General features: G+C 66.4%; 17 protein-coding genes and 3 tRNA genes. 9 read left to right on the top strand and 11 right to left on the bottom strand.

Features of this window, described 5'->3' with window-relative positions; translation table 11 throughout:
* Window positions 1–32 precede the first annotated feature (32 nt).
* The 7 genes from BCL79_RS13095 to BCL79_RS13065 all read left to right on the top strand — a co-directional run bounded on the left by BCL79_RS13095 (window position 33) and on the right by BCL79_RS13065 (window position 4,594).
* A complete protein-coding gene (locus BCL79_RS13095; protein WP_121041823.1) occupies window positions 33–1,430 on the top strand; it encodes a PhoH family protein in 1,398 nt (465 codons plus the stop codon).
* A complete protein-coding gene (locus BCL79_RS13090) occupies window positions 1,427–1,933 on the top strand; it encodes a hypothetical protein (RefSeq protein ID WP_121041821.1) in 507 nt (168 codons plus the stop codon). The genes BCL79_RS13095 and BCL79_RS13090 overlap by 4 nt, the downstream gene beginning before the upstream one ends.
* A 30-nt stretch (window positions 1,934–1,963) precedes the next feature.
* Window positions 1,964–2,635, top strand: coding sequence for a YoaK family protein (locus BCL79_RS13085; protein WP_121041819.1), 672 nt, complete (start codon window positions 1,964–1,966; stop codon window positions 2,633–2,635).
* A 43-nt stretch (window positions 2,636–2,678) separates the two neighbouring features.
* Complete coding sequence (gene thiD / locus BCL79_RS13080; RefSeq protein WP_121041817.1) at window positions 2,679–3,488, top strand: bifunctional hydroxymethylpyrimidine kinase/phosphomethylpyrimidine kinase; 810 nt, start codon at window positions 2,679–2,681, stop codon at window positions 3,486–3,488.
* Window positions 3,485–4,324: an alpha/beta hydrolase family protein gene (locus tag BCL79_RS13075; protein ID WP_121041815.1), complete on the top strand. Its 840-nt coding sequence runs from the start codon at window positions 3,485–3,487 to the stop codon at window positions 4,322–4,324. The genes thiD and BCL79_RS13075 overlap by 4 nt, the downstream gene beginning before the upstream one ends.
* A gap of 62 nt (window positions 4,325–4,386) precedes the next feature.
* Window positions 4,387–4,463: transfer RNA gene (locus BCL79_RS13070), tRNA-Arg, on the top strand.
* A 54-nt stretch (window positions 4,464–4,517) separates the two neighbouring features.
* Window positions 4,518–4,594, top strand: a tRNA-Arg gene (locus BCL79_RS13065).
* Window positions 4,595–4,739: 145 nt separating this feature from the next.
* Here BCL79_RS13065 and BCL79_RS13060 read toward each other — a convergent pair.
* Window positions 4,740–5,888 carry an alpha/beta hydrolase family protein gene (locus tag BCL79_RS13060; RefSeq protein ID WP_121041813.1) on the bottom strand — a complete coding sequence of 383 codons (1,149 nt, stop codon included), beginning with the start codon at window positions 5,886–5,888 and terminating at the stop codon, window positions 4,740–4,742.
* Window positions 5,889–6,011: 123 nt separating this feature from the next.
* Window positions 6,012–6,938: a LysR family transcriptional regulator gene (locus BCL79_RS13055; RefSeq protein ID WP_121041811.1), complete on the bottom strand. Its 927-nt coding sequence runs from the start codon at window positions 6,936–6,938 to the stop codon at window positions 6,012–6,014.
* 140 nt (window positions 6,939–7,078) lie between these two features.
* Between BCL79_RS13055 and BCL79_RS13050 the strand changes: the two genes are divergently transcribed.
* Window positions 7,079–7,780 (top strand): pirin family protein, encoded by a 702-nt coding sequence (locus BCL79_RS13050; protein WP_121041809.1) that lies wholly within the window; start codon window positions 7,079–7,081, stop codon window positions 7,778–7,780.
* Window positions 7,781–7,835: 55 nt separating this feature from the next.
* On the opposite strand, the gene BCL79_RS13045 is transcribed toward BCL79_RS13050, so the two are convergent.
* From BCL79_RS13045 to BCL79_RS13035, 3 genes are all read right to left on the bottom strand, one after another.
* Window positions 7,836–9,974, bottom strand: a complete 2,139-nt coding sequence (locus BCL79_RS13045) for a TonB-dependent siderophore receptor (protein WP_183073787.1) — start codon at window positions 9,972–9,974, stop codon at window positions 7,836–7,838.
* A gap of 295 nt (window positions 9,975–10,269) precedes the next feature.
* Window positions 10,270–11,418 carry an aldo/keto reductase gene (locus BCL79_RS13040; RefSeq protein WP_183073777.1) on the bottom strand — a complete coding sequence of 383 codons (1,149 nt, stop codon included), beginning with the start codon at window positions 11,416–11,418 and terminating at the stop codon, window positions 10,270–10,272.
* A gap of 117 nt (window positions 11,419–11,535) precedes the next feature.
* Window positions 11,536–12,216: an ankyrin repeat domain-containing protein gene (locus BCL79_RS13035; protein ID WP_121041805.1), complete on the bottom strand. Its 681-nt coding sequence runs from the start codon at window positions 12,214–12,216 to the stop codon at window positions 11,536–11,538.
* A gap of 187 nt (window positions 12,217–12,403) precedes the next feature.
* Here BCL79_RS13035 and BCL79_RS13030 point away from each other — a divergent pair, with 187 nt between their 5' ends.
* Window positions 12,404–12,781 carry a VOC family protein gene (locus BCL79_RS13030; protein WP_121041803.1) on the top strand — a complete coding sequence of 126 codons (378 nt, stop codon included), beginning with the start codon at window positions 12,404–12,406 and terminating at the stop codon, window positions 12,779–12,781.
* A gap of 58 nt (window positions 12,782–12,839) precedes the next feature.
* Here the strand turns inward: BCL79_RS13030 and BCL79_RS13025 are convergent.
* The 6 genes from BCL79_RS13025 to lexA form a co-directional block, all read right to left on the bottom strand.
* Window positions 12,840–12,932 (bottom strand) — tRNA-Ser (locus BCL79_RS13025).
* 81 nt (window positions 12,933–13,013) lie between these two features.
* Window positions 13,014–13,217 (bottom strand): carbon storage regulator CsrA, encoded by a 204-nt coding sequence (gene csrA, locus BCL79_RS13020; protein ID WP_019183311.1) that lies wholly within the window; start codon window positions 13,215–13,217, stop codon window positions 13,014–13,016.
* A 145-nt stretch (window positions 13,218–13,362) separates the two neighbouring features.
* A complete protein-coding gene (alaS, locus tag BCL79_RS13015) occupies window positions 13,363–16,011 on the bottom strand; it encodes an alanine--tRNA ligase (RefSeq protein WP_121041801.1) in 2,649 nt (882 codons plus the stop codon).
* Between the two features lie 107 nt (window positions 16,012–16,118).
* On the bottom strand, window positions 16,119–16,610 hold the full coding sequence (recX, locus tag BCL79_RS13010; RefSeq protein WP_121041799.1) for a recombination regulator RecX: 492 nt from the start codon (window positions 16,608–16,610) through the stop codon (window positions 16,119–16,121).
* 110 nt (window positions 16,611–16,720) lie between these two features.
* On the bottom strand, window positions 16,721–17,761 hold the full coding sequence (recA, locus tag BCL79_RS13005; protein ID WP_121041797.1) for a recombinase RecA: 1,041 nt from the start codon (window positions 17,759–17,761) through the stop codon (window positions 16,721–16,723).
* 204 nt (window positions 17,762–17,965) lie between these two features.
* Entirely contained in the window at window positions 17,966–18,616 is a 651-nt protein-coding gene (lexA, locus tag BCL79_RS13000) for a transcriptional repressor LexA (protein WP_121041795.1), read from the bottom strand.
* Between the last annotated feature and the right edge of the window lie 211 nt (window positions 18,617–18,827).

Here is an 18,827-nt window from a genome sequence, read left to right as displayed (position 1 = left end):
GCTTGTCCCTGTTCTGCCACCAGGAATTGACGATGACCCGAGGCAAGCGCATCTACGTACTGGATACCAACGTGCTGATGCACGATCCGACCGCGCTGTTCAAGTTCGAGGAGCATGATGTCTACCTGCCGATGCAGGTGATCGAAGAGCTGGACAACGGCAAGAAGGGCACCACCGAGGCGAGCCGCAATGCGCGCCAGGTCAGCCGCTTCCTCAATGAGCTGGTGCAGGCCTCGGGCCTGGACAATCTGGCCGATGGCATCCCGCTGCAGCGACCCAACGGGCTGCAGCTGCGTGGCAAGCAGAGCGTGGGCCTGCTGCGCTTCCAGACCAGTCATTTCGATGCGGGCAAGAGCTTCGGCGCGGTGATTCCGGACAACGCCATCCTCGGCGCGATCCTGGCGCTGAAGGAACAGGTGCCGGAGATTCCGGTGGTGTTCGTGTCCAAGGACATCAACCTGCGGATCAAGGCGGCGATTGCCGGCATCGTCTCCGAGGATTACGAGAACGACCGCGCGCTGGACGATTTCAGCCTGCTCTATACCGGCGCCACCGAGCTGCCGGAAGACTTCTGGAAGAAGCACACCGACAACCTGCGCAGCTGGAGTGACAAGGGCCGCACCAGTTACGAAATCATCGCCAGCGAAGACGAGAACTGGCACCCGAACCAGTACGCCTACCTGCCGGGCGACGATGAAGTCGAACTGCGCGTGGCCAAGGTGGACGGCGACAGGATCACGTTGTCGCTGGTCAACGATTTCCGCCACGGCAGCCATGCGGTGTGGGGCATCAGCGCGCGCAACCGCGAGCAGAACTTCGCGCTCAATGCGTTGATGGACCCGGAGATCGATTTCGTCACCCTGCTTGGCACCGCCGGTACCGGCAAGACGCTGCTCGCGCTGGCCGCCGGCCTGGCCCAGACCATGGACCAGCAGCGCTACCGCGAGATCATCATGACCCGCGCCACGGTCAGCGTCGGCGAGGACATCGGCTTCCTGCCCGGTACCGAGGAAGAGAAGATGACGCCATGGATGGGCGCGCTGACCGACAACCTGGAAGTGCTCACGCATACCCAGGAAGGCGGCGCGTGGGGCCGAGCGGCAACCAACGACCTGATCGCCAGCCGGATCAAGATCCGCTCGCTGAACTTCATGCGCGGGCGCACGTTCCTGTCGCGCTATCTGATCCTGGATGAAGCGCAGAACCTCACCCCCAAGCAGATGAAGACCCTGATCACCCGTGCCGGCCCCGGGACCAAGATCGTCTGCCTGGGCAACGTCGAACAGATCGATACCCCCTACCTGACCGAGACCACCTCGGGCCTGACCTACGCGGTGGACCGTTTCAAGAACTGGCCGCACAGCGCGCACGTCACGCTGCGCCGTGGCGAGCGTTCGCGCTTGGCCGATTACGCTTCGGAGGTGTTGTGAGCCGTTCCCTGTCCCGTGCCCTCCTGCCGCTGGCGCTTGCTGCGCTGGCGGCGGCCTGCACGCCCGCCAACACGCGGCCGGGCGCCAGCGTCCCGACCGCAATCAAGACCGGCCAGTCCTGGGTGGTGACGCGACCGATCGTCGCCGCCCAGGTCCTCGATACCTGCTCGCGCGACAGTCCCGGCCGCGAGGCCGGACGGGTCACCGGTTACTGGGCGCCCAGCCGCAAGGATGTCGAGCAGCTCGAAGCCGCCTTGCCGACGCTGGAGGCGCAGGTGCCCAAGGCCGCCGATTTCGATCGCCAGTACGTCGGCATCGAGATGAACGCGCGCAAGCTCATCTACCTCAACGCCTTCCATCTGCCTGACGATGCCGACATCGATCCAGCGCGTGATGCGATCCGGGTCTGCGATGGGGGCGCGCAGTTCTGGGGCGCGGTGTTCGATCCGGGCAGCGGCCGTTTTTCGGATGTGCAGTTCAACGGCCCGCCCGCGGGCCGTTGATCGTGCCGTGACCACCCCCACGCACGCCGGATGAGCATCCGGCTGCCCACCTGGGTCTGGATCGGGGCGATCGCCCTGTCCTGCGTAGCCGGGATGGTCAACGTGGTCGGCTTCCTGGGGTTCGAACACCAGGCCGTCAGCCACATGACCGGCACCACCAGCCAGCTCGGCATGGCGCTGGCCCAACGCGACTGGCGCGTGGTCGGGCATCTGTGGGGGCTGTTGATCGCGTTCTGCGTGGGCGCGACGCTCAGCGGGGTGATCATCCAGGACAGCGGCCTGCAGCTGGGCCGCCGCTATGGCGTCGTGCTGGCGCTGGAATCGCTGTTGCTGCTGGTCGCGATCCCGCTGTTCAAACAGCAGCAGATCTGGGGGGCGCTGGCGGCGGCGATGGCCTGCGGACTGCAGAACGCGATGGCCACCACCTTCAGTGGCGCGGTGGTGCGCACCACCCATCTCAGCGGCATGTTCACCGATCTCGGGATCGGGCTGGGCCACCTGCTGCGCGGCCTGCCACTGCCGATCCGGCGGCTGACCCTGAGCGGGTTGATCGTCAGCGGCTTCTTGGCCGGCGGCGTGATGGGCGCCCTGTTGTTCCTGCGCTTCGGCTACGACGCCCTGCTCGCCCCCGCACTGCTCACCGGCGGCACCGGGCTGGGCTACATGCTGTACCGGCAGTGGGCACTGCTTCGGGCACGCTGAGGGCGCGGCAGCACTGCTGCGACAAACATTGCACAATTGGGGCATGACGCCTTCCAGCCCCGTTTCCGCCCTGACCATCGCCGGCTCCGATTCCGGCGGTGGCGCCGGCATCCAGGCCGATCTGAAGGCCTTCGCCGCCCATCGCGTGCATGGCCTGTCCGCGATCGCCGCACTGACCGCACAGAACACCCGCGGCGTTACCGCCGTACACGTGCCGCCGCTGGACTTCCTGCAGGCGCAGATCGATGCCTGCTTCGCCGATTTCGATATCCATGCGGTGAAGCTGGGCATGCTGGCCAACGCCGAAGTGATCGCACTGGTGGCCGACGCACTGGAAAAGCACCGCCCGCCCCATGTGGTGCTCGATCCGGTGATGGTCGCCACCAGCGGCGCCAAGCTGCTTGAAGACGGCGCACTGGCGGCGATGCGCACGCGCCTGATCCCGCTGGCCACGCTGCTGACGCCCAACACCCCCGAAGCGGAGCTGCTGCTCGGCCGGCGCATCGTCACCGCCGAGGATGCCGAAGATGCCGCCGACGCACTGTTGGATCTAGGCGCCGGCGCGGTGCTGCTCAAGGGCGGCCATCTGGACGAAGGCAGCCGCGTGATCGATCGCTACTTCGACGGTGTGACCCGCGAAGAATTCATCCATACCCGCCTGCCGGTGGATGCGCACGGCACCGGCTGCACCCTGGCCTCGGCCATCGCCGCGCAGCTGTGCCAGGGGCTCTCGTTGCCCAACGCCTGCGAAGCGGCCATCGACTACGTCGCGCGTGGCCTGCAGAGCGGTTATTACCCGGGCCGCAGCGAGGTACTGGTGATCGACCACTTCGGCGCGGCACGTCCGGCATGATCGACGCCTCGCCCCTGCCCGTGCAGACCGGCGATGGCCATCGCGTCGAGTTGCTGGCGCGTGTCCCGGCACAGCCGCGCGCACGTCTGCTGTGGCTGCCGGCGCTGGGCGTGGCCGCGCGCCATTACCTGCCGTTCGCCGAGGCGCTCGCTGCGCGTGGCATCGCGGTGTACCTGCACGAGTGGCGTGGCAACGGCAGCAGCAGCCTGCGCCCGTCGCGCACGCAGGACTGGGGCTACCGCGACATCCTTGAGCAGGACCTGCCGGCGAGCCTGGCAAACGTGCCCGCAGACGCTGAAACACCCTTGATCATCGGCGGCCACAGCCTCGGCGGCCAGCTGGCCTGCTGTTTCGCCGGGCTGCATCCGCCGCGCTTCGCCCGCGTGTGGCTGGTCGCCAGTGGCACCCCGTACTGGCGCACCTTCCCGGCCCCGCGTGGCTGGACCCTGCCGCTGGTGTATCGCTTCCTGCCCTGGTTGGCCCAGCGCCAAGGGGTCCTGCACGGCAGGAAGCTTGGCTTCGGTGGCACCGAGGCGCGCGGGTTGATCCGCGACTGGTCGCGCGTGGGCCTCAACAACCACTACGCAGCCGCTGGCATGGCGACCGATCTGGAGGCCGGGATGCGCGAACTACGCGGCCAGGCGACCGCCGTGGTGATGGACCATGACTGGTTGGCACCGACGGGCTCGATGCAAGGCCTGCTGGCCAAGATGCCGGGCATGCGTGCGCAGCTCAGCGTAGTCAGTGCGCAGATGCTGGGTGCGCGTGCCGATCACTTCGCCTGGATGAAAACGCCCGAAGCCGTGGTGGAGCAGCTTCTTCGTTCATTTGAATGAAGACCTTCACAAAAACCGTTGACGAATGCGACGCCGATCCGCATAATTCCGCTCCTGTTGACGCGCCCGTAGCTCAGTTGGATAGAGTACCTGGCTACGAACCAGGCGGTCGGGAGTTCGAATCTCTCCGGGCGCACCATCAACAGGGTATCGATTTCGCCGTCGGTATCAGCAATGTTACTTCGATGTTAATGCGCCCGTAGCTCAGTTGGATAGAGTACCTGGCTACGAACCAGGCGGTCGGGAGTTCGAATCTCTCCGGGCGCACCATTGCATCGACGAAGACAGCAACCATCGGTTGCTGTTTTTTTTTGCGTGGGTGCCAGCTGTCACCAGGTAGTGCCGGCCGCTGGCCGGCTCTCATGGATGCTGGACGATCGCGTGGAGCCGGCCAGCGGCCGGCACTACCGGGAGGTCATCCCCGCGGCTTGGCGTGCGCCTGGGCTGCCTGCATCGCCATCAGATCCGCTTCGCCCGGCAGTTCCGGCGCCGGGCAGCCACCACCGGCATGGGCGTCGTGCGCCAGCCAGTCATCCACCACGCCGCCCAGCAGATCCACGCGCAGCGGCAGGGTGATGTGGTCTTCGCCACGCATCTCGATGTAATGCACACGCGGGCTGGCGGCAGCCAGACGACGGCCCTGCCCGACCGGCACATGCTGATCATCCTGGCCATGCAGCAGCAGTACGCAGGTACGGCTGTCGGCCAGCGCGCGGGTGACGTCGACGCGATCCAGGTCCAGATCCAGACGCTGGCTGGCGGCGGCGATCACCTGGTCGATATCCTGCCCGCCGTAGCGCCAGCGCCCATAGGCGGCCATGGCCTGCGCCTTCCACGCCGTCGGCTGCAGCGACATCAGGTGCGGGATCATGCTGCGGATCGCATCGCCGGCATTGGCGAAGGATTCCATCGCCACCACGCCGGTGACCTGGTCGCCGAGCTTGTCGGCGGTGAACAGCGCGGTGGCGGCGCCGTAGGAAACGCCGAAAAGATACAGCGGCCCGACCACCTCCCCGCGCGCCCTCAGCGCAGCGATGACATCGACCACATCATCCGATTCGAATGTCCCGTAACCGGATGGGCCGGCGCCGGAATGACCGTGATTGCGCAGGTCGATGGTGACCACGCGGTAGCCCGACTGCGCCAATTGCAGCGACCACGGCAGCATCGCGTCACCGTTCATCATCCAGCCGTGCAGCAGCACCACCGTGCCGCGCGGCGCCTGCGGCTGGAACGGATGCGGCAGGTCCAGCGCCATGCCGGTGCGCAGCGGCTCGCCGTTGTCGTGCGGCTGGGGCAGGTAGTGGTAGCGCACCCCGTACTGGCCCGGGTCGAAGGCCCGCCAGAAGATCGGCACGCCCGCGCGGCCGGTCACCCGCCCATGCCGGTTGGGGACGCTGTCCACCGCGTCGGCGATGCGCGGCATGTCCAGCAGGGTGGACACACCACCGGGCGCGATCAGCCGATCGCTCAACGAGGTCGAGGCAGCCGTGGAGGTCAAGGAGGAGCAGGCCGCCAGCCACAGGCCAGCCCCGGCCAGCAGCAACAGCAGCAAGCGCTTCATGGGCAGAGTCGGAAAAACCAATCGAGTCGGGCAGGTTACCGATCCGCTCCGCGCCGCTCTATCGCATCCGTATGACCATCCGATGACAGCGAGGCCAGGATTCAGGTTGGCCCCGGCGGCTGGCTACCCCAGCCAGCCTTCCATCGTCGGCCACCACCCCGCCAACACCGCCGGCCGCTGCATGCGCTCACGCCACCATTTCAGCGCGGCCCCCTCCTCGCCGGTGCGCCAGGCCAGCCAGAACGTCTCGTCCGGCTTGGGCTCTTCAACCTGCTTGATCACCAGCCGGCCCTGCGCCACCGCCCGCTGTACATACGGCTCGGGCAGGAAACCGAAACCGAGCCCGGCACACTGCAGGCGGAACTTGCTGACCATGTCCGGCACGGTGACGGTCTCCTGCCCCATCAGCAGCCCGACCGTGCGCGGCAGCAGCCGCCGCGCCGAATCGGCCACGGCGATCGCACAGTGGGCAGCCAACGACTCACGGCCCAGCGGCTCGGACGCGGCCGCCAGCGGATGCGAGGGCGCCACCGCGAACACGAAACGCACCACGCCCATCGGCTCGACCACATAGCCCCCGCCACTGGGCCCCTCGCCCGCCGCGCCGACCAGCAGGTCCGCGCGCCGGTCCAGCAGTGCCTCCCAGGTGCCCGACAGCGATTCACTGATCAGCCGCATCCGGGTCTGTTCGGCCACCGCAGTGAACGCGCGCACGTCCTCGGCCAGCAGCGCCGGCACGAACATCGAGTCGACCGCCACGGTCAGTTCGGCCTCCCAGCCGGAGGCTACCCGCCGCACCCGCATCTCCAGCTCCCGCGCCGCCCGCAGCAGATGGCGGCCCTCCTCCAGCAACGCCTCCCCGGCCGGGGTCAGGTGCGCGCGCGGGCCCACCCGATCGAACAGCTGCACGCCCAGGTCCTCTTCCAGCTTGGAGACCGTGTAGGAAATGGTCGAAGGCACCTTGTGCAGGGCCTTGCCGGCCGCGGCGAACGAGCCGCGGCGGTCGATGGCATCCAGGATCTGCAGGGCGTCGAGGCTGAGCTTGAGCATTCGAATTTTTCGATGATGGCTTGCGAAACTATCCGTTTTTCAACGCGCCGGAGCAAGCGGATACTGGCCGCAACAGGAAAGGGAACGGCAGCTGCCGCCCCGGACCGCCATCGAAACCATCGAACACCGAGGAGATTCCCATGCTGCAGATCCGCAAGAGCAACACCCGTGGCAAGGCCGACCATGGCTGGCTGAACTCCATGCACACCTTCTCCTTCGCCAATTACTACGACCCGCGCTATACCAGCTTCGGACCGCTGCGCGTGATCAACGAAGACCGCGTGCAGGGCGGCCAGGGCTTTGGCACGCACAGCCACAGCAACATGGAGATCATCTCCTACGTGCTCGGCGGCGCGCTGGAGCACAAGGACTCGATGGGCACCGGCTCGGTGCTGCGCTACGGCGATGTGCAGCGCATGAGCGCCGGCAGCGGCGTCAGCCACAGCGAGTTCAACCACTCAGCCGACGAGCCGGTGCACTTCCTGCAGATCTGGCTGTTCCCCGATCAGGAGAACATCACCCCAAGCTACCAGGAAACGCATTTCGCGCCGGAAACCAAGCGTGGCCAGCTGCGCCTGATCGCCTCGCGCGATGGCCGTGACGGCTCGCTGCTGATCCACCAGGACGCCAACATCTACGCCACGATCCTGGACGGTGACGACCGCCTCCATCTGCCGCTGGCCCCGCGTCGCGGCGCCTATGTACAGGTGGCCCGCGGGCAGCTGCAGGTCAACGGCATCACGCTGGAGACCGGCGATGCGCTGCAGGTCAGTGACGAGGCGCAGCTGACGCTGGAAAACGCCAACGACGCGGAAGTCATCGTGTTCGAGCTGGCGCTGTAAACACCCGGCCGCAAACGCAGACACCCCGGTTGCCCGGGGTGTCGTTGGTTTTGGATCAGAACCTGTAGTTGAGGGTCAGGCGCACGTTGCGCGGCTCGCCCCAGGTGTAGGTGCTGTACCAGCTGAAGATCGTGTAGTAGTGCTTGTCCAGCAGGTTGTTGACGTTGAGCGTTGCCGAGAGCTGGTCGTTGAACTGGTAACGCGCCATGGCATCGAGCAGCCAGTAGGGCTCGGTGCGGTGGATCTGGCTACCGCCGGTGGCCGGGTTGGTGATGGTGCCGAACGTGCTGCCCTGCCAGCGCGCACCCCCACCGACGCTCCAGCCATCGGCCGCGCCGGTGAGGCGATAGCTGCTGTGCACGCTGAACTGATCTTCCGGCTCCAGCGTGGAGACCTTGGTGGACTGCTGGCGCGCGATCTTGTGCGCGTAGCCCCCCTGGATCTGCCAGCCCGGCGCGAGCTGACCGGACACTTCCAGCTCATAGCCCTTGGTGCGCACCCCCATCAGGCCTTCATAGGCGATCCCGCCGCTCGGCGTCCTGCCGCCGGTCGGCTGCGCGTAGTTGTCCTGCTCCAGCTGGAACACCGCCGCACTGGCATTGAGGCGACCGTCGTAGAACTCCGCCTTCAGGCCCGCTTCGTAGCTGCGCCCTTCCAACGGATCCAGCACCCGGCCCTGTTCGTCCTGGTTGCCCTGCGGCTTGAAGATGGTGCTGTAGCTGGCGAACACGGAGAAGTTGCGGTTGAGGTCGTACACCAGGCCGGCGTATGGCACGACCACGCCGCTCTCGTCGGTATCCGGAGATTTATAGTTGGCGATGCGGCTGCCGACGATCAGCTTGAGCGGATCGGCCAGGTCGAAGCGGCCCACCACATAGGCACCGCTTTCGCGGGTGACCTGGTTGTCACCGTAGCCCCACTGCCAGTCCGGCTCGGGCACATCGCCAGTCCAGGCGTAGTAGTTGGCGACGCTGCTCACGTAGCCCGGCTGCGGCGAGTAGCCGTTGTTGACCCAGCGCTTGCGCGACACGCTGCCACCGACGACCAGCTCATGCTGCCGGCCGAACCACTCGAACTTTCCGCTGACGTACAGATCGGCCGCGTTGCTGGTGGTCTTGCCGATGTACTGGCCCAGCCACATGCTCACGCCTTCCCCGGTGACCGGATCCGGGTTGCCACCGGCCGCCGCGCCCAGCGAGGCGTCATAGCCGTTGACCTGGTGATTGAGCTGCAGCTTGGCGACCCAGTCATTGCCGAAGGTGTGCTCCAGCGTGGCGAAGCCGGTGCGGGCGTACTGGCCCCAGCGGCTCCAGCGCGCGCCGTTGTTGAACGAGCGCGGCATGTCGTTGAAGTTGCCTGCACTGTCCAGCAACGGAATGCCGCCCCAGCTGGAGCCCTTGGGATCGCTGTCCTGGTAATCGGCACCGACGGTCAGCAGCGTGCTCTCGCCGAGGTCGGCTTCCAGGATGCCGTAGAACACCTCATTGCTGCGCTGGTAGTGGTCGACATTGGAATGCTTGTCCTGGTAGGCGCCCACGATGCGGCCGCGCACGCGGCCACTCTCAGTCAACGGCCCGCCGACATCGACTTCGGCGCGGTAGCTGTCCCACGAACCGACGCCCAGCGTGGCGCTGCCGGCCAGCTCGCGGGTAGGCTTTTTGCGCACCAGGTTGATGGTCGCGCCCGGGTCGCCCATGCCGGTCAGCAGGCCGGTGGCGCCCTTGAGCACTTCCACACGATCATAGATGGCCATATCACTGAGCGTGTTGCCCGCCGAGTAGGCCGAATCACGTGCCATCGGGATACCGTCGTACTGGAAATTCTGCACCGCAAAGCCGCGCGCGTAGTACTCGGTGCGCTCGCTGTCGTAGGTGACGATGCTCACGCCGGGCGTGACCTTCATGACGTCATCGATGCCGTTGAGGCCGAAGTCGTTCATTTCCTGCCGGGTGATCACGCTGATCGACTGCGGCGTCTGGCGCGGGCTGAGCACCAGGCGGGTAGCCGTGGCGATCGTGCCGGGCGTATAGGAATCACTGCCTTCGGTCACGGTGCCGAGCTGGTTGGCGGTGACCTGCACGGTCTGCAGGGTCTGTGCGCCGTCCTTGGCAGGTGCGTCACCCGCCGGCGCCTCTTCGGCCTGCACCGCCGAGGCGGACAGCGCAAGGCCCAGCACGCAGGCCATCGCCTGCATCAACGGGGAGAACGCGGGAACAGCACGACGGCGACCCGAATGGATCGGGGCAACACGGAACGGAACGACGGACACGGCAATGCCTCCAGGCAGGAAGGGACTCCTCTGGCGGCGGCTGGAGGGAACGAATGGGCCGCATGATGCCGTATCCGGGTCTATCGCGAAAGACTATGGCGGAAATGACACCGAGCGGGGCCGTCCTGAAGACAGGTGACGCCCCCTCTACAGGCGGGGCGCCATCAGAGCCTCAGGGGGTGCCGATCAGGCCAAGCGATTCCCTGGTCCCGGAGCCGGCTCAGCCGCGCGGCACCGGCGCATCCGAAGCGATCAGCTTTTCCTGCTTCAGCTCGGCCCAGAACGCCGCGGGCACCGCCACGGACAGGGAGGCGACGTTGGCCAACACCTGTTCTGGCGTGCGCGCGCCCGGGATCACGGCCGAGACCACCTCCGGTGCATCGGCGAACTGCAGGGCGGCCGTGCGCATATCCACCCCGTGGCGATCGCAGATGGCCTGCACCCTGGCGCGCTTTTCCGGCGCCCACGACGGCACCTTGCCGTCGTACAGATACCGGTCGCGCCCAGCCAGATAGCCGGCCAGTAGCGGCGAACCCACCACCACCGACGCACCGTGCGCGGCGATCTTCGGGAACGTGTCATGCAGCGCTTGGTCGTGATCCAGCAGCGAGTACTGGCAGGCGAGCAGGAAGATGTCCGGGTCCGCCTCGGCGACCGCACGCAGGGCGGGCTCAGGGCGGTTCACCCCGAAGCCCCAGGCCTTGATCAGCCCCTCTTCGCGCATGCGCGTCAGCGCCGGCATCGCGCCTTTTGCAGCCTCGGCGAAGCGCTGCTCCCACGGCATCCCAAGGTCCTTTTCGTTGTCCGGCGACAGGTCATGGATGAACACCACGTCCAGCTGCGAGACGCCGAGCCGGTTGAGGCTGTCCTCCACCGAGCGCCGTGTGCCGTCGGCGGAGTAGTCGTAGCGGTAATGGAACGGCGAGGGGTCCTTCCACATCACGTCCTGCAGCTCACCGGCGGTGGCCGTCAGGAGGCGGCCGACCTTGGTCGACAGCGTGTACTCACGCGCGGGATGGTTGTGCAGATGGTGGCCGTAACGGCGCTCACTCAGGCCAAGCCCGTACCACGGAGACGTATCGAAATAGCGCACGCCCGCTGCAAAGGCGGCGGCGAGGGTGGCGTCGCTCTGCGCATCGGTCGCGGCCGCAAACCCATTGCCGATCGCGACACCGCCCAGGCCCAGGCGGGTCTGCGGACGATAGCGCCTGCCCTGCTGTGCGGGGTTGCCCGGCAAGGGCTTCGCCGAGGCCTGGCCGCGGGTGGGCAGGACGCTGCCCGGGCCGGCCGACTGCGCCATCAATGGGGCGGCGGCGAACGCGGCGGTGCCGGCGGCTGCAACGGAAAGGAAGTGGCGGCGTGCGTTCACGGCGACTCCTGTTTCTGCGGGGGAAGCGCACACCCTGGCAGAGCGGCGGTGCAGAGCATGCCTGTGCGGCGTCAACGCAGTGGCAACACCCCTCCGTTCGTTCCGGTTGCGCCTCGCTCAGCCCGGGCGTGCACCCGCCGCCAGAAGCAGTGTCTCCATCTGGCGGTAACCGCGCTGGCGTGCATGCTGCAGCGGGCTCACGCCCTCGCCGTCGGGCAGGTTCACGTCGGCCCCGGCCGCGATGAGCTGACGGACGATCTCCACATGTCGCGGGCCACCATCGGCCAGGATGATCGCCTCCAGCAGCGCGGTCCACTGCAGGTTGTTGACATGATCCACATCGACGCCGGCGGCGATCAGCGTCGCCACGGTCTCCACGTGCCCGCGTTCGGCCGCCGGAATGAGTGCAGTGCCCCCGTACCGGTTGGTGCTCTTCAGGTCGGCGCCAGCGCTCAGTGTCGCGCGCAGGATCTGAAGATGCCCTCGCGCCCCGGCGTACAGGTACGGGCTGTCCTGGATCGCATCCTTGGCATTGACGTCGGCACCGGCCTGGATCAGCGCAAGCGCGGCCTCCACGTGGTTGTGGTGGGTCGCGGCCAGCAACGGGGTCGCGTTGGCCGCGCCGCGCGCATCCACCTGTGCACCCTGCCCCAGCAGCGTGCGCACGGCTGCGGCGTCGCCCTTTTCCGCCGCCCGGTGCAGCCGCTCCTCCAACGATGCGGCACCGACCGGCATGACCATGCCCATCAGCATGCTCACCACCACCCAGCCACGCAGTGACCTCCGTCCCATCGACATGCTCCTGCTCCTTTCACGGGGGGCGCCTGGTGAGGCGCCGCTGCACCAGACCGTAGCCGAGCCGCCGCGTCGGCACCAATGAAGATTGGGGATCGACTGCATGCGCCATCCGAATGTGCCGACCCGCGCGCCGTCCGTCTGTTTCATGCGACGCTGCGCGCGACATTCGACACGGACACACATCACCATGCTGCATCACATTTCCTTGGGCGTGCGCGATCTTGCGCGTGCCGCCGCCTTCCACGATGCCGCGCTCGGCGCGCTGGGCATGCGCCGTGTTTTCGAAGACGACGAGGCCATCGGCTATGGGTATGTCGAGGACGCGGATCTGCTGTGCCTGAAACTGCGCGCCGACGCCTCGCCCCCGGGCACGGGTTTCCACCTGGCCTTCGGCGCACCTTCCCGTGAGGCAGTCGATGCGTTCCACCGCGATGCACTGGCGGTTGGCGGCACCTGCAACGGGGCGCCGGGGCTGCGCGAGGACTATGGCGATCACTACTACGCCGCCTTCCTGATTGATCCGGATGGGCATCGGATCGAAGCGGTCTGCAAGTCGATCGTTTGACCCGGATCGCACAAAGAAAAAGGCCTCCGTACTTGCGTACGAAGGCCTTTTCTACAACTGGCGGAGCGGGAGGGATTCGAACCCTCGATAGAGTTTTAAGCCCTATACTCCCTTAGCAGGGGAGCCCCTTCAGCCACTCGGGCACCGCTCCAGTGTTCTTGGTCCGCCGCTGCGATGAATCATCTCAGCGGGGGCGCGAATAATAACGTTTTCCGCGCCCTCAGGTAAAGCCTTAATCCGAAGAATTTTCACTTCCGGATGCATTCGGCTCATCGCCGCGCTGGATCCGCTGGTAAATCTCTTCGCGGTGCACGGCCACGTCCTTCGGAGCGGTGATACCGATACGCACCTGGTTGCCCTTGACGCCGAGCACGGTCACGCTGACCGAGTCACCGATCATCAGGGTTTCGCCTACACGGCGAGTCAGGATCAACATTTGTTCAAGTCTCCAGGGGAACCGGTGGTGGCATTTCCCCACCGGCTTGGCGCCCCGGCAAGAGCGCCCCACGACAACGGGAAAAGATTCGCCATAGTACCGTCAGGCCTCCCGACCCATCAAGGAGCAGGAGGCTTCAGGCTGTTCAGATACGGGGGGTGACCCAGTCGACGACGGCGGCCAGTGCAGAAGCAAGGGCGGGCCCGTCCTCACCACCACCCTGGGCGAGGTCCGGGCGGCCGCCGCCCTTGCCCCCGATCTGACTGGCGATATGGGCCAACAGTTCCCCGGCCTTTACCTTGCCCATTGCGCTGCCGTTCACGCCTGCGACCAGGGCCGCTTTGCCGTCCTGGGTGCCGGCCAACACGATCACCGCATCGCCAAGCTGCTGCTTGAGCCGGTCGATCGCATCGCGCAGCGCCTTGGCATCGAAGCCTTCCAGGCGCGCGGCCAGGATCTTGATGCCGTTGACCTCGACCGCGGCGCCACCGAGATCGGCGGTCGCACCGGCAGCCTGCTTGGCCTTGAGCGCCTCGAGCTCGCGCTCCAGCTTCTTCTGCCGCTCGCCGAGCTGGCGGATCTTGTCGACCACGTCGCCGGCATTGCCGCCAAGCAGTGCCGCCGCTTCGCTCAGCTGGGCTTCTTCATGGGCCACGTAATCCAACGCGCCCTGCCCGGTGACTGCTTCGATACGACGCACGCCCGAAGACACACCGCCTTCGGCAGTGATCTTGAACAGGCCGATGTCGCCGGTGCGCGACACATGCGTACCGCCACACAGTTCGGTGGAGTAGTCGCCCATCTTCAGCACGCGCACGTGCTCGCCGTACTTCTCGCCGAACAGCGCCATCGCGCCGAAGTCGAGCGCTTCCTGCATGCCCATGGTGTGGACTTCAGCGGCGTTGTTGGCGCGCACCTGCTCGTTGACCTTGCGCTCGATGATCGCCAGGTCTTCGGCGCTGATCGGCGCGAAGTGCGAGAAATCGAAGCGCAGGCGATCAGGCGCGACCAGCGAACCCTTCTGCTGCACGTGGGTGCCCAGCACTTCGCGCAGGGCGGCATGCAGCAGGTGGGTGGCCGAGTGGTTGAGGATGGTCGCGCCACGGCGCTGGCCATCCACCTGACCGGACAGCACATCGCCGACCTTCAGGCTGCCCGCGGTGAGCTTGCCCACGTGCCCATGGAACTGGCCCGCGAACTTCTGGGTGTCGCTGACCTCTACCTGGACGCCGGCGCCGGACAGGGTGCCATTGTCGCCGACCTGGCCACCGGACTCGGCGTAGAACGGGGTCTGGTGGGTCAGCACGATGACGTCATCGCCAGCTTGGGCACTCTCCACCGGGCGGCCGTCCTTGAGAATGGCGACCACGGTGAGGTCGTCGGCCTGCAGGCGGTCATACCCGAGGAACACGGTCGGCTTGAGCGTGGCGACCAGATCGGCCGACAGGGTCACGCCGCCGCCGAACTTGCCGGCCGCGCGCGCGGTCTCGCGCTGGGTGTCCATCGCGGCGTTGAAGCCCTCGATGTCCACGGTGAGGTCGCGCTCGCGCGCGATGTCCTGGGTGAGATCAAGCGGGAAGCCATAGGTGTCGTAGAGGCGGAAAGCATCCACGCCCGGGATCACGCCGTTGCTGACCTTGGCGGCCACGTCGTCGAAGATCTTCATGCCCGAATCCAGCGTTTCCGCGAAACGCTCTTCTTCGGCCTGCAGGGCGCGCACAACCGTGTCGACCTGCGCCGGCAGTTCCGGATAGGCCACGCCCATCTGCTCGACCAGCGTCGGCACCAGCTTGCTGAAGAACGGCTGGCGCACACCGAGCATCCAGCCATGGCGCAGGGCGCGGCGGATGATCCGGCGCAGCACGTAGCCGCGGCCTTCGTTGGACGGCAGTACGCCATCCACGATCAGGAACGAGCAGGCACGGATGTGATCGGCGATCACGCGCAGCGACTTGTTCTCCAGATCGGCCATGCCGGTCAGCTCGCTGGCCTTGCGGATCAGCGCCTGGAACAGGTCGATTTCGTAATTGGTGTGGACGTGCTGCAGGATCGCGGCCAGACGCTCCAGGCCCATGCCGGTATCCACGCACGGCGCCGGCAGCGGCACCAGGGTGCCATCGGGCTGGCGGTCGAACTGCATGAAGACCAGGTTCCAGATCTCGATGAAACGGTCGCCGTCTTCATCCGGCGAGCCCGGCGGACCACCGGCGATGTGGTCGCCATGGTCATAGAAGATTTCGGTACACGGGCCGCACGGGCCGGTCTCGGCCATCTGCCAGAAATTGTCCGACGCGAACGGCGCTCCCTTGTTGTCGCCGATGCGCACGATCCGCTCTTCCGGAATACCGACCATGTCGCGCCACAGCGCGTAGGCCTCGTCATCGGTCTGGTACACGGTGACCAGCAGGCGCTCGGCCGGCAGCTTCCAGACCTGGGTCAGCAGCTCCCAGGCCCAGGCGATGGCGTCCTTCTTGAAGTAATCGCCGAACGACCAGTTGCCCAGCATTTCAAAGAAGGTGTGGTGGCGCGCGGTGTAGCCGACCTGGTCCAGATCGTTGTGCTTGCCACCGGCGCGCAGGCAGCGCTGGACGTCGGCCGCGCGCACGTAGCTGCGCTTCTCGGCGCCAAGGAACACGTCCTTGAACTGCACCATGCCGGAGTTGGTGAACAGCAGGGTCGGATCATTGCCCGGCACCAGGGGCGCCGACGGCACGATCGTGTGGCCTTTGCCCTTGAAGAACTCAAGGAAATCGCTGCGGATCTGGGAGGTAGTGAATTTGACGGATGCGTTCATGGGGGGCTGGCTTTGTGCGGGCCGGTCAGTCCCTGGCACGCAGCCCCAATGGCCGGGTGTCAACTGCAGGACCGCCGAAACCACAAAGGGTATCAGGCCCGGGCCGCTCAGTCCTCCGGGTCGTAACGGGTGGCCTGGCGGATGCTGTCGCCGGGGAACCCCCGGCGGGCCAGAAGATCGGCGGCTTTGCGCCGCGCAGGCAGTTCCTGCGGGCCGGCGTCCCCAAAACGGCGGCACACCAGGTCGCGGGCGTTCTCGGTCCAATCGCCTTCGAAGGTGTCCATGGCGGCAGCGATCTGGTCGCTGTCCAGGCCATGCGTGCCCAGTTCGGCGCGGATGTGGATCGGCCCATAGCCGGTGTTGGCCCGGATCCGGACCAGGTTCTCGGCAAAGCGCGTGTCATCCTGCCAGCCGGCCTCGGCCAGCTTGCTGACCGCGGCTTCGGCGGCCTCGTGCTCGATACCGCGGGCCTGCAGCTTGCGGGTCAGCTCTTTGCGTGAATGCTCGCGGCGCACCAGCAGCCCCAACGCCCGCTGGACCGGCGTCTGTTCCTGGACACGGCGCTTGCGCCGGGGTGCGGGGGCTTCGGAGTCTTGCATGGCAGTGGTCCATTACAGTGCGCCGTCCTTGGCGCCATCCCGTCGGGGATTCTTGAAGCTGCAGGCCAGGGCGAGCGTCACTGACGGCGCTGCCCTGCCCTGCAGGAAACTCACTCGGCGTCGTCTTCGGCCTCGTCGCCGCCTTCACGCACCGCTTCTTCCGGCTGGAACTTCTCGCGCAGTTCGGCTTCCAGGCGCTGGGCAATCTGCGGGTTGTCGCGCAGGTAGCCGCGGGCGTTGTCCTTGCCCTGGCCGATGCGTTCTTCGCCGTAGCTGTACCAGGCGCCGGCCTTCTCGACCAGCTTGGCTTCCACGCCCATGTCGATCAGTTCGCCTTCGCGGCTGATGCCTTCGCCGTACAGGATCTCGGTGATGACCTGCTTGAACGGGGGCGCCAGCTTGTTCTTGACCACCTTGATCTTGGTCTGGTTGCCGATGATCTCGTCACCCTTCTTGATCGCGCCGATACGGCGGATGTCCAGGCGGACCGAGGCGTAGAACTTCAGCGCGTTGCCGCCGGTGGTCACTTCCGGGCTCTGGCCCGGCATCATCACGCCGATCTTGTGGCGCAGCTGGTTGATGAAGACCACCAGGGTGTTGGAGCGCTTGATGTTGCCGGTCAGCTTGCGCAGCGCCTGGCTCATCAGACGGGCCTGCAGGCCCGGCAGCTGGTCGCCCATTTCGCCTTCGATTTCGGCCTTCGGGGTCAGCGCGGCGACCGAGTCGATCACCACGATGTCCACCGAGCTGGAGCGCACCAGCATGTCGGCGATTTCCAGCGCCTGCTCACCGGTATCGGGCTGCGAGAGCAGCAGGTCGTCCACGTTGACGCCCAGCTTGGCGGCGTAGATCGGATCCAGCGCGTGCTCGGCATCGATGAAGGCCGCAGTACCGCCCTTCTTCTGGCATTCGGCGATCGCCTGCAGGGTCAGGGTGGTCTTGCCCGAGGATTCCGGACCGTAGATCTCCACGACACGCCCCTTGGGCAGGCCACCGATACCGAGCGCGATATCCAGCATCAGCGACCCGGTGGGGATGACCTCGACCGCTTCGACGACGCGGTCGCCCATGCGCATCACGGCGCCCTTGCCGAACTGCTTTTCGATCTGGCTCAGCGCGGCGGTGAGGGCGCGCTTTTTGTTTTCGTCCATCGGAGTGGTCCTTGCAGAGGTCGTATCGGTGGAGGTGCTGTCTTTGGAAGTCTTCTTGGCCATGGGTTCACTTTAAGGCTGGCGTATCGCACGGGCTGAGATTCTGCCCGGCGTTCGGAAAAAAATTATCGGACATCCGTACCAACCTCAGCAAAACCAGAGATGTGCCACAAAAGACCGCGCGTGATTCAAAGGGGAACAGGGTCAGCGGTTGGGCCGCAGCAACCCGCAATAGAGGCCTTCGATGGCGAAGTCCTGGTCGGGCAGCACTTCGATCGGCTTGTAATCGGGATTGCGCGGCAGCAGGCGGATCCGGTCCTTGCCCATCTTCAGCAGCTTGACCGTGATCTCGTCATCGATGCGGGCCACCACGATCTGGCCGGAGCGGGCGTCGCGGGTGCGGTGCACACCGATCAGGTCGCCGTCGAAGATGCCTTCGTCGATCATCGAGTCGCCCTGCACTTTCAGCAGGTAGTCCGGCGCGGGCGAGAAGAACACCCGGTCGAGCACCACGAAGTCGTCCGAGCCGATATCCGCGCCGATCGGCAGACCGGCCGCGACCCGGCCCAGCACCGGCAGGCGCAGGACGTGGTCCGGCAACGCCGAGGCGGGCAGCGATTCGGGCAGGCCGTTCTGCAGCGCCGGTGCCTGGACCAGCCGGATGCCGCGGGCCTGGCCCGGGATGCGACGGATCGCCCCGGCCTGCTCCAGCGCTTCCAGATGGTATTGGGCTGCGCGGACGCCCTTGAAGCCGAACGCACGGGCGATTTCCGTCTGCGACGGCGGTGCGCCATCGGTCTCTATACGCTCGGCGATCAACTGCAGGATCGCCTGCTGGGTATCGGTCAGGTCCATGGTTAGTAGTATTACTACTAACGATGCGGGCACGCAAGTGCCCGCAGAGGAAGAACAGATAGAAGAAGGGTGGTCCACGCCCAACCGAAGCCGCCAGCAACACCTGTAGCCACCGACCGTTGGTCGGTGACCGCGCGAACGCGCGGCAATGGCGTCCGACCAACGGTCGGACCTACACGTAATCCCCCGCTTACGCGGGAGATTCCGGGGA

Origin of the sequence: Stenotrophomonas rhizophila, from assembly GCF_003651185.1 — a bacterium.
Classification (GTDB): Bacteria; Pseudomonadota; Gammaproteobacteria; order Xanthomonadales; family Xanthomonadaceae; genus Stenotrophomonas; species Stenotrophomonas maltophilia_Z.
The sequence above is the reverse complement of the archived record's forward strand: the minus strand, read 5'-3'. Positions and strand labels throughout refer to the sequence as shown.

What these genes read in the sequence shown, in the direction of transcription:
- BCL79_RS13095 (WP_121041823.1), top strand. Translation starts at nt 33, where the DNA reads ATGACCCGAGGCAAGCGCATCTACGTACTGGATACCAACGTGCTGATG.
- BCL79_RS13085 (WP_121041819.1), top strand. Translation starts at nt 1,964, where the DNA reads ATGAGCATCCGGCTGCCCACCTGGGTCTGGATCGGGGCGATCGCCCTG.
- thiD (WP_121041817.1), top strand. Translation starts at nt 2,679, where the DNA reads ATGACGCCTTCCAGCCCCGTTTCCGCCCTGACCATCGCCGGCTCCGAT.
- BCL79_RS13075 (WP_121041815.1), top strand. Translation starts at nt 3,485, where the DNA reads ATGATCGACGCCTCGCCCCTGCCCGTGCAGACCGGCGATGGCCATCGC.
- BCL79_RS13060 (WP_121041813.1), bottom strand. Translation starts at nt 5,888, where the DNA reads ATGAAGCGCTTGCTGCTGTTGCTGCTGGCCGGGGCTGGCCTGTGGCTG.
- BCL79_RS13055 (WP_121041811.1), bottom strand. Translation starts at nt 6,938, where the DNA reads ATGCTCAAGCTCAGCCTCGACGCCCTGCAGATCCTGGATGCCATCGAC.
- BCL79_RS13050 (WP_121041809.1), top strand. Translation starts at nt 7,079, where the DNA reads ATGCTGCAGATCCGCAAGAGCAACACCCGTGGCAAGGCCGACCATGGC.
- BCL79_RS13045 (WP_183073787.1), bottom strand. Translation starts at nt 9,974, where the DNA reads ATGCAGGCGATGGCCTGCGTGCTGGGCCTTGCGCTGTCCGCCTCGGCG.
- BCL79_RS13035 (WP_121041805.1), bottom strand. Translation starts at nt 12,216, where the DNA reads ATGTCGATGGGACGGAGGTCACTGCGTGGCTGGGTGGTGGTGAGCATG.
- BCL79_RS13030 (WP_121041803.1), top strand. Translation starts at nt 12,404, where the DNA reads ATGCTGCATCACATTTCCTTGGGCGTGCGCGATCTTGCGCGTGCCGCC.
- csrA (WP_019183311.1), bottom strand. Translation starts at nt 13,217, where the DNA reads ATGTTGATCCTGACTCGCCGTGTAGGCGAAACCCTGATGATCGGTGAC.
- alaS (WP_121041801.1), bottom strand. Translation starts at nt 16,011, where the DNA reads ATGAACGCATCCGTCAAATTCACTACCTCCCAGATCCGCAGCGATTTC.
- recX (WP_121041799.1), bottom strand. Translation starts at nt 16,610, where the DNA reads ATGCAAGACTCCGAAGCCCCCGCACCCCGGCGCAAGCGCCGTGTCCAG.
- recA (WP_121041797.1), bottom strand. Translation starts at nt 17,761, where the DNA reads ATGGACGAAAACAAAAAGCGCGCCCTCACCGCCGCGCTGAGCCAGATC.
- lexA (WP_121041795.1), bottom strand. Translation starts at nt 18,616, where the DNA reads ATGGACCTGACCGATACCCAGCAGGCGATCCTGCAGTTGATCGCCGAG.